The organism is Planktothrix sp. FACHB-1355 (assembly GCF_014748295.1).
GTDB lineage: Bacteria > Cyanobacteriota > Cyanobacteriia > Cyanobacteriales > Aerosakkonemataceae > Aerosakkonema > Aerosakkonema funiforme_A.
Genome location: NZ_JACJUP010000202.1, coordinates 1 through 7,846, shown reverse-complemented (window position 1 = coordinate 7,846; position 7,846 = coordinate 1). Strand labels below are relative to the sequence as shown.

The following is a 7,846-nucleotide window of genomic DNA, read 5'->3' as shown; positions in this document are numbered from 1 at the left end:
GCTGCGCGAAAGTTGTCGGCAACTGAAACAATGGCAAATTCAATATCCCAATTATCGATATTTAACAATTAATGTAAACCTCTCCGGTCAACAGTTTTCTCAACCAAATTTACTGGAAAAAATAGATATAATTTTGGCAGAAACAGGACTGGATGCCGAACATTTAAAATTAGAAATTACAGAAGCTTTTTTGATAAACAAACCTGAAGAAGCAAGCGCTACTCTTAAACTTTTGAAAAAGCGACAAATCAAATTGGCTATAGATGATTTCGGTACAGGTTATTGCGGATTAAATTATCTACACCGCTTTCCCTTAGATACATTAAAGATTGACCGTTCTTTTGTTAGTAAATTGGGCGTTGAACGAGAAGTTTCCATAATTGTAGAAGCCATAGTTTCTCTTGCCCATAATCTTGGGATGGAAGTAGTTGCGGAAGGGATAGAAACAAAGGAACAGCAAGCACAACTACAAGCTATGCAATGCGAGTACGGACAAGGATATTTATTATCGAAACCACTGGATAAGGAAGCTGCACAATTGCTAATTGCGAGTTCGAGTTTATAGTTAGGGCGTCGGGACTAGGGCGTCGGGGCTAGGGAAGAGGGAAATAATGGCTATGTTAAAATTAACAACAGCTATATGTGTATAAATCGGCTCTATTACTCGCAATACAGCTGCTTTGGCTGCGATTATGCTGGGATTTTGAGTATCTTTTGGTTTGTCGCAAAATTTCCACTACCATTTGTCTTTGCATTGGAGTTAACGCTGTTAACCTATCACCCCAAAGTATTTGCAATTCTTCTTGATTAGCTTCATCATCAAACGGGAAACACACAGCCATCGCTCCACTTCGTCACACTATAAAGATATGGAAAAGTAGCGTCATCTACTTCCGCGTATATACCGAAAGCAGTCAAAAATCTGCACAAAAACTACTTAGGTTTAAATACTCAATAGCTGTCAGCGATCGGTTGTTCGCTATCAGTGAGAATTTCTGGCATCCAAGAACTTCAGCTGTTGGTAAAGCATGGTAATCTTAGGCAAATTAGCACCCTTCTGTTGTGCAAGGCGTAAAGGATTACCGAACATAGTTTCTACTTCCAGAGGTCGCTTTTCATCGTAATCAATTTTCATGCTGGTACGATACGGCTTCATTTTGACAGTCCAATCCAGCATCATTTCAATAAAGCTATCGGCGATAATGCGATCGCAACTTTTTGCCCCCGCCGCCACTTCCCACATTAACTCTTCGACTAAAGCGCGTGTATGGGTATTCCCCATCAGCTCGTCAGTTCTGGCATCGAGAACCACAGAAAGCCCATTATATGGTATATTCCATACTAACTTCTGCCAACGTGCCAGCAGCAAATCTGCCGCTAACTTAATTGGAATACCAGCGCGATCGAAATCAGCCGCAATCTGACACATCCGTGTTGTGATACCCTGTGAGTTATAACCGATCGCATATTCGGCAAACTTAACTTCACCGTAATCCAAGTGACGGATATGTCCCGGCCCTACTTTATTGGAACACAGAAAGCACAATCCGCCCATAACTCTTTTGTCACCGACAATTTCGGCGACTTCATCCTCTACTCCCAATCCGTTTTGCAGTACCAAAACCACACCATCATCCTTGACAACGCTGGGTAGCAATTTTGGTAGCAGGTGATTGTGAGTGGTTTTGAAGGCGACGATTACCACATCGCAAGGCGGCATTTTCTGCACGTCATCGTAAGCGCGGACATCGGGAAGCGTGAAGTCGCCATCTTTTGACTCGATAACTAAACCGTGCTTGTTAACGTGTTCGTAATCGCTGTGCAGCAGGAAATGCACATCCGCACCAGCTTTTTGCAAACGGGAACCGTAGAACCCGCCCAGCGCACCAGTACCGAGTATGGCATAGGTGCGATCGGAAAATGACTCCATCAACTTTTCCTCAAGCGACTTGCGATATCCTACTGTGCCGGATTTAATACTCTAGCGCACCAATCGCTCCAACTACCAGCATAAAGCTTGCCCGTATTAATTCCAGCGATTTCCAGCGATAATAAATTCACGCAGGCAGTCACGCCAGAACCACAATAAACCATAATTTCTTCAGCGGACTCAACACCTGACCAGCGCTGCTTTTGCTCTGTGACCGATCGTAACCTGCCCAATTCGTCTGTGACATCTTGCCAGGGATAATTAACCGCACCTGGGATATGTCCCGCAATCGGATCGATCGGTTCTCGTTCGCCTCGGTAGCGATCGGCCTCCCGCGAATCGACTAAAATCACTTGTGGTGGTGCTTGACGGGATTTGACCGCATCAATATCTACAACAAAATGCGATCGAACTGCTGGCACAAATTTCCCTGGTTTGGGCATAGGAAGCGCATTTGTGACCGGATAACCACCCGATAACCATGATTTCCAACCGCCATCAAGTAAAGCTACCTTGTCATGTCCCAGGTAGCGCAGCAGCCACCAAAACCGAGAAGCAAAAGCAAAGCGGGAATCATCATAGGCGACTGCTAAAGTTTCTTGCCAATTTATCCCGATAGCCGCTAATTTTTGCCCTAACTCAGTTGGATTTGGCAGTGGGTGACGTCCGCCATACTTACTCACAGACGAAGAAAGGTCGCGATTGAGGTCAAGATAGTGCGCCCCCGGAATGTGACTTGTTTTATACTGTTGGCGTCCCAATTCCGGATCTCCCAGAGAAAAACGACAATCAACGATAACTACCTGGGCGTCGTTGAAGTGTTCCGATAGCCATGCTGGCGAAACTACAAATGGGATTTCATTGACAACTCCCCTGCCTGAAGCCGAGGGTATTCTTGGTTCAATGGGATAGCTCATGCTACTTGCCCTCCCCAAAATTCACCGCGATGTGCCCCACCGCTGTATAGCCACGTTGCAAAACGACTTGCGCTGCTGCCACATCTCGATTCGTTTCATAGCCGCACTCAGGGCAATTATGGACTCGCTCAGATAACGGCTTTTTGCCCGTATGGGTTTGACATCTAGGGCAGGTCTGACTTGTTCCGTTTGCGTCTACTTTGGCAAAATACACACCACGCTTGAAGCAAACATGGTTTAGGATGCTGAGAAATTGCCCAAACCCAGCGTCTAGCGTATGCTTGCAAAGCATTCCCGCTGACATGGATTTGAGATTCAAATCCTCAGCAAAGACGATTTGCGCTTGGTCGCATAAATGATGAGCTGTCTTGAAGTGAAAGTCTTTGCGACTATTCGAGATGTATTCGTGGTGCTTAGCTATTTGATGATGCAGTTGACGAAACTTTCTAGAACCCTTTTTCTTGCGCTTTAGTTGGCGTTGCAGCAATTTCAGCTTGCGTTGCCCATCCACAAAGAATCCAGGTCTATCAATCAACTCGCCATCAGACGTTGCCAAAAAGTGTTCCAAACCTAAACCAATCCCTATTCCATGCCCTGATGCTGAGGACTGAGGTGCATCAATATCGCATTGCAAGGTAAGCATGGCATAGTAACCAGAAGCCCGTCTCACAACACGAATTTGCTTGACTTCAAATCCTTCAGGGATTGGGCGCGACAAGTGCATTTTGACCAAGCCAATCTTCGGCAGGTTAACCCAGTCTGCACCGTCAAAGCGCTTGACGGATTCCAAGTTCAACTGAGGAAACACAAATGAGCGCATCCTTTTTTTGAATCTAGGAAATCCATGTCCGCGTTCCCACATAGCCACAAACGCCGCCTCTAATTGGCGCAACACTTGCTGCAAAACATGAGTATGCGCGAGTTTTAACTCAGGGATTGCTTTCTTCGCTTCTGTCAGTGTCTTGCACTGACGAGCGAAGGTTGGACGTGGTGCATCGGCAGGGATGATGTATTCCTGTTTGATGCTGCACGAGTTGAGATCGCACTTGCGAGAATTGACCCAATCTTTTCGTTCGCGCAACCCATAATTGTATACCTTCCGGCAAATCTCGACGCAGTGGTCAAAGGTTTCGCGTTGCGCGTTGGTAGGAATGAGTTTGTACTCGTAGGTGAGATTCAGCATACAACCATTATGCTCTCGATAAAGTGGTGATGGCGGATGGAAGCCAGAGTTCCCAGTAAGCAGTCTAGCAACCGATGAGGCGTTATTCCACCAAACGCAAGATTTCCAGATTCTTCTTCCCCTAACCCCTAATCCCTAACCCCTAATCCCTAACCCGTTGCTATATTACCAAAATCAGCAGCGATACTGTGGGGCTTCCTATATCAATTGGTTAAAATTTAGGATCGATCCGACAGATCTCAAGCAACGGAGACTGAAAATTTGGTTGCCTCTAAAGATACCCCAGCAGATACGCTATCGAAGACAGAACAACTGCCTTTGGTGACAGACCCGACTGTACTGGAGCAAGTCATTATCAACAAGCTTAACAGTCGCATCTATCCTCGTGGTGAACTGGTAATGCCTTGTGTACCGGCCATGCTGGATCATTACGTACAGCGACTGAAAATACTGTTCGAGACACTTGGCAGAGCCTTCTCTCCGGAAGAACTGGAGCAATTGCGTCAAGTTATGGGACGCAGGTTGCAAGAAGGATTTAGCGCCTCGCCCCATTCCAATATCATACTTAAGTACGAGCCAGCTAAACCACCCAATGTAGGTTTAACGTGCAATCTTTCCACAGCCGTTTCATCGGTTGCAGACCAATACAAAAACTGGGTTGAAACCAGAAAACCACCTTTGTTTGGTTCTCATGCAGATGCTAAAGTTTTAAAGTTAGCGGCTGAATTAGGGCAAGATCCCGGCTCTACACCAGTTCTGGATGTGGGAGCGGGAACCGGTCGCAATACCTTACCTCTAGCTAGGCTGGGCTATTTAGTTCACGCGATCGAATTAACACCTGCTTTTGTCGAGCAAATACAAGCTGCTGTAGAAGCAGAAGGTTTACCTGTAGTAGTCACCCCAGGTAATATCCTCGATCCGATGGTGCGGATGCGACCCGCACACTACAAAATAGCAATAGTTTCAGAAGTGATTTCTCATTTCCGAGATGCGGATCAACTGCGATTGTTACTTGCCAAAATGTGCGATGTGCTTCGCTCTGGTGGGTTGTTATTGTTTAACAGTTTCTTAACAGTAGATGGTTACGAACCCCCTCGAGCAGTACGGGAAATGTCAGAAGTGGCTTGGTCGGCTATTTTTACGCGATCGGATCTGGCTTTAGCAATGGAAGGGCTGCCGCTAGAACTCATTTCCGATGAATCTGTGTTTGAATACGAAAAGCAACACTTACCTCCAGAGGCATGGCCTCCTACAGGATGGTTCGCTAATTGGTCAACAGGGCGAGACTTATTCCCGATCGTTAACGGTAAGCCACCGATGGAACTACGCTGGCTTCTGTGCAAACGCCTTTAAAAATTAAAAATTAAAAATTAAAAATGAAACAGGAAAAACTTTTCATTTTTAATTTTTTGGCAGATCATTTGTTCCAGATTACTAAAACAACACCACCCACAATTAAAGTCAAACCCGCAATCCGACTCGCGGGTATTGTTTCCTTAAAAATAAAGTAGCCCAGCAGGAGAGCGAAAACGTAAACTAACGCCACTGCTGGCCCAGCAACGCTAAGTTTGACTCGCGTCAGTAGCAGAATATAAGCACAGGCTCCCAAAGCATAGCAAGCGAGGCCAAACAGTAGTTCTGGAGTGGTAATAATGCCGATAATATGGCCAAGCCAGTTGCTGGCGTTGACTTTTCCCAGCTTGGATGCGCCTGCTTTGAGGAAAAATTGCCCTGCCACACTTGTTAAAATCGAAACGAGAAACAGCCCAAACTCTGAAAAAGTCACAACCTATAATTCCCGTGCGAACATCTCGTACAATTTTAGATTTTAGATTTTAGATTTTAGATTTAATTGTAGGTTGCTAGGGATTGACAAAATGAAGATCGATTTATAGGCACTACCACTAGCACCAGAGTTAAAATCGAGTCGAGTATAAGCATAAACAAATATCATGACCAGCGTTGTGAAATCTCCCTACACAAGCGAACAAATTGCAGCTTGGCTGCGCGGCTTGCTCACTATTGCTTGGGCTGACGGTAACTTTGACGAACAAGAACAGCAGTTAATTGCCTCTCTGACTCAGAATGAACTTGCTCCCAAAGTTGATTTGGGGTCTTTGACACAAATTACGCCGGCAGAATTAGCAGCCATTTTGGGGCCAAAAACCCATGCGGCTGAAAATTTCTTGCGGACTGCTTTTATGGTGGCATTGGCAGATGGCGTTTATTCTAGTAGTGAGGATGAACTGCTACACCAGTTTTGCGAGGCTCTCGGTCAAAAGGATGAGATTTTAGAGTCTCTGCGTCATACACTCTATGAAGAGAAGGCAGAGGCACCGATAAGCGAGGAGCCTGATGGCAAGACACCACCAGCAAAGGATTACCAACCGCCTAAACAGCCAGGGGATGCGCTCAAACCGGTGCGGAACTGGCTAGACGGATTGGAAGTTCACGATCCCAGAGTGGCTCGCTTTTTGTGCAAAATGATTCCCTCCCAGTGTCCTTTTGAGCGAGACGTAATGCTGTTTGACCACAAGGTTGTCCACATTCCGCCGCTGTGTAAGCTCAATCCACTTTACGATCAGCTGGTGGGTTTGCGTTTTCGGGCGCTCTCCTATTTGGCAGATAGGTGCGGTGAAGATGTGTCGCAATATTGTTAGCAGTCATCAGTCATCGGTGATTGTGAGGATTAACTGTGCAATGACCAATGACCGAGACTAATTACTAATATGCAATTATGCAATTTATTGACCAAGCAGAAGTTGAAGTAGAAGCTGGGAAGGGAGGCGATGGTATTGTCGCCTTCCGACGGGAAAAGTATGTTCCGGCTGGGGGGCCATCGGGGGGCAATGGGGGCAAAGGCGGTTCTGTGTTTTTAGTAGCGACAGAAAACCTACAAACATTGCTGGATTTTAAATATCATCACCGTTTCAAGGCGGAAGATGGGGGACGTGGGGGGCCGAATAATCGTACTGGGGCAAATGGAAGCGATCGCACTATCCAAGTTCCCTGCGGTACAGTTGTTTACGATACAGAGACTGAGGAAATTCTAGGCGATTTGGTAGAACCCGGGCAAACCCTTTGTGTCGCTAAAGGCGGTAAAGGCGGACTGGGAAACCAGCATTTTTTGAGCAACAGCAACCGCGCTCCCGAATATGCCCTTCCGGGACTGGAGGGAGAAAAAAGACTGCTGCGTCTGGAATTGAAACTCTTAGCATCTGTGGGAATTATCGGTTTGCCGAATGCAGGCAAATCTACTCTAATTTCAGCCATTTCAGCCGCTCGCCCTAAAATCGCAGATTACCCGTTTACAACGTTGGAGCCGAATTTGGGCGTGGTACGCAAACCAGACGGCGATGGCTGCGTTTTTGCAGATATTCCGGGGCTAATTGAGGGTGCCCACTTGGGAGTCGGTTTGGGTCACGATTTTTTGCGCCATATCGAGCGCACTCGTTTGCTGCTGCATTTGATTGATGCGACCGCAGACGATCCGGTAGCTAATTATGAAACGATCGAGCAGGAGTTGCAAGCATACGGCAGAGGATTGCCACAACGCCCGCAAATTCTAGCACTCAACAAAATGGATGCGGTAGGAGACGATCGCGATGTGGAAGCGATCGCATCTAAACTCCAAGATATCAGCCAGGTTCCTGTTTTCCAGATCTCTGCTGTCAGCCATATCGGATTGGAGTCGATGTTGCAGGAAATTTGGCGAATGCTGGAAGAGAGGGAATAGGGGATAGGGGCTAGGAACTAGGGAAGAGGGAAAAAGTCAAAAGTCAAAAGTTAAAAGTCAAAAAGAAGAGTAATAGGGAG

At 46.4% G+C, this 7,846-nt stretch carries 8 protein-coding genes; 4 read left to right on the top strand and 4 right to left on the bottom strand.

The window, feature by feature from the left end:
- On the top strand, positions 1–565 hold a 565-nt coding region (locus H6S82_RS11345), incomplete at its 5' end, for an EAL domain-containing protein (RefSeq protein WP_191056234.1).
- Between the two features lie 417 nt (positions 566–982).
- Here H6S82_RS11345 and H6S82_RS11340 read toward each other — a convergent pair.
- The 3 genes from H6S82_RS11340 to H6S82_RS11330 are packed head-to-tail and all read right to left on the bottom strand — an operon-like array spanning position 983 to position 4,030.
- Positions 983–1,930 (bottom strand): putative 2-dehydropantoate 2-reductase, encoded by a 948-nt coding sequence (locus H6S82_RS11340; RefSeq protein ID WP_190461071.1) that lies wholly within the window; start codon positions 1,928–1,930, stop codon positions 983–985.
- Positions 1,931–1,959: 29 nt separating this feature from the next.
- Positions 1,960–2,847, bottom strand: coding sequence for a sulfurtransferase (locus H6S82_RS11335; RefSeq protein WP_190461069.1), 888 nt, complete (start codon positions 2,845–2,847; stop codon positions 1,960–1,962).
- Between the two features lies 1 nt (position 2,848).
- Positions 2,849–4,030 carry an RNA-guided endonuclease TnpB family protein gene (locus H6S82_RS11330; RefSeq protein ID WP_190461067.1) on the bottom strand — a complete coding sequence of 394 codons (1,182 nt, stop codon included), beginning with the start codon at positions 4,028–4,030 and terminating at the stop codon, positions 2,849–2,851.
- Between the two features lie 261 nt (positions 4,031–4,291).
- Between H6S82_RS11330 and H6S82_RS11325 the strand changes: the two genes are divergently transcribed.
- On the top strand, positions 4,292–5,383 hold the full coding sequence (locus H6S82_RS11325) for a class I SAM-dependent methyltransferase (protein WP_190461065.1): 1,092 nt from the start codon (positions 4,292–4,294) through the stop codon (positions 5,381–5,383).
- A gap of 64 nt (positions 5,384–5,447) precedes the next feature.
- Here the strand turns inward: H6S82_RS11325 and H6S82_RS11320 are convergent, their stop codons facing one another.
- Positions 5,448–5,816 carry an EamA family transporter gene (locus H6S82_RS11320; protein WP_190461063.1) on the bottom strand — a complete coding sequence of 123 codons (369 nt, stop codon included), beginning with the start codon at positions 5,814–5,816 and terminating at the stop codon, positions 5,448–5,450.
- A gap of 166 nt (positions 5,817–5,982) precedes the next feature.
- On the opposite strand from H6S82_RS11320, the gene H6S82_RS11315 reads away from it, so the two are divergent.
- Together H6S82_RS11315 and obgE are read left to right on the top strand one after the other, a co-directional pair.
- Complete coding sequence (locus H6S82_RS11315) at positions 5,983–6,690, top strand: Mo-dependent nitrogenase C-terminal domain-containing protein (protein ID WP_190461061.1); 708 nt, start codon at positions 5,983–5,985, stop codon at positions 6,688–6,690.
- A gap of 77 nt (positions 6,691–6,767) precedes the next feature.
- Positions 6,768–7,766 carry a GTPase ObgE gene (gene obgE / locus H6S82_RS11310; RefSeq protein WP_190461059.1) on the top strand — a complete coding sequence of 333 codons (999 nt, stop codon included), beginning with the start codon at positions 6,768–6,770 and terminating at the stop codon, positions 7,764–7,766.
- Positions 7,767–7,846: the final 80 nt, after the last annotated feature.

Excerpts from the sequence above, each read along its gene's own strand:
- H6S82_RS11340 (WP_190461071.1), bottom strand. The coding sequence starts at position 1,930 with ATGGAGTCATTTTCCGATCGCACCTATGCCATACTCGGTACTGGTGCG.
- H6S82_RS11335 (WP_190461069.1), bottom strand. The coding sequence starts at position 2,847 with ATGAGCTATCCCATTGAACCAAGAATACCCTCGGCTTCAGGCAGGGGA.
- H6S82_RS11330 (WP_190461067.1), bottom strand. The coding sequence starts at position 4,030 with ATGCTGAATCTCACCTACGAGTACAAACTCATTCCTACCAACGCGCAA.
- H6S82_RS11315 (WP_190461061.1), top strand. The coding sequence starts at position 5,983 with ATGACCAGCGTTGTGAAATCTCCCTACACAAGCGAACAAATTGCAGCT.
- obgE (WP_190461059.1), top strand. The coding sequence starts at position 6,768 with ATGCAATTTATTGACCAAGCAGAAGTTGAAGTAGAAGCTGGGAAGGGA.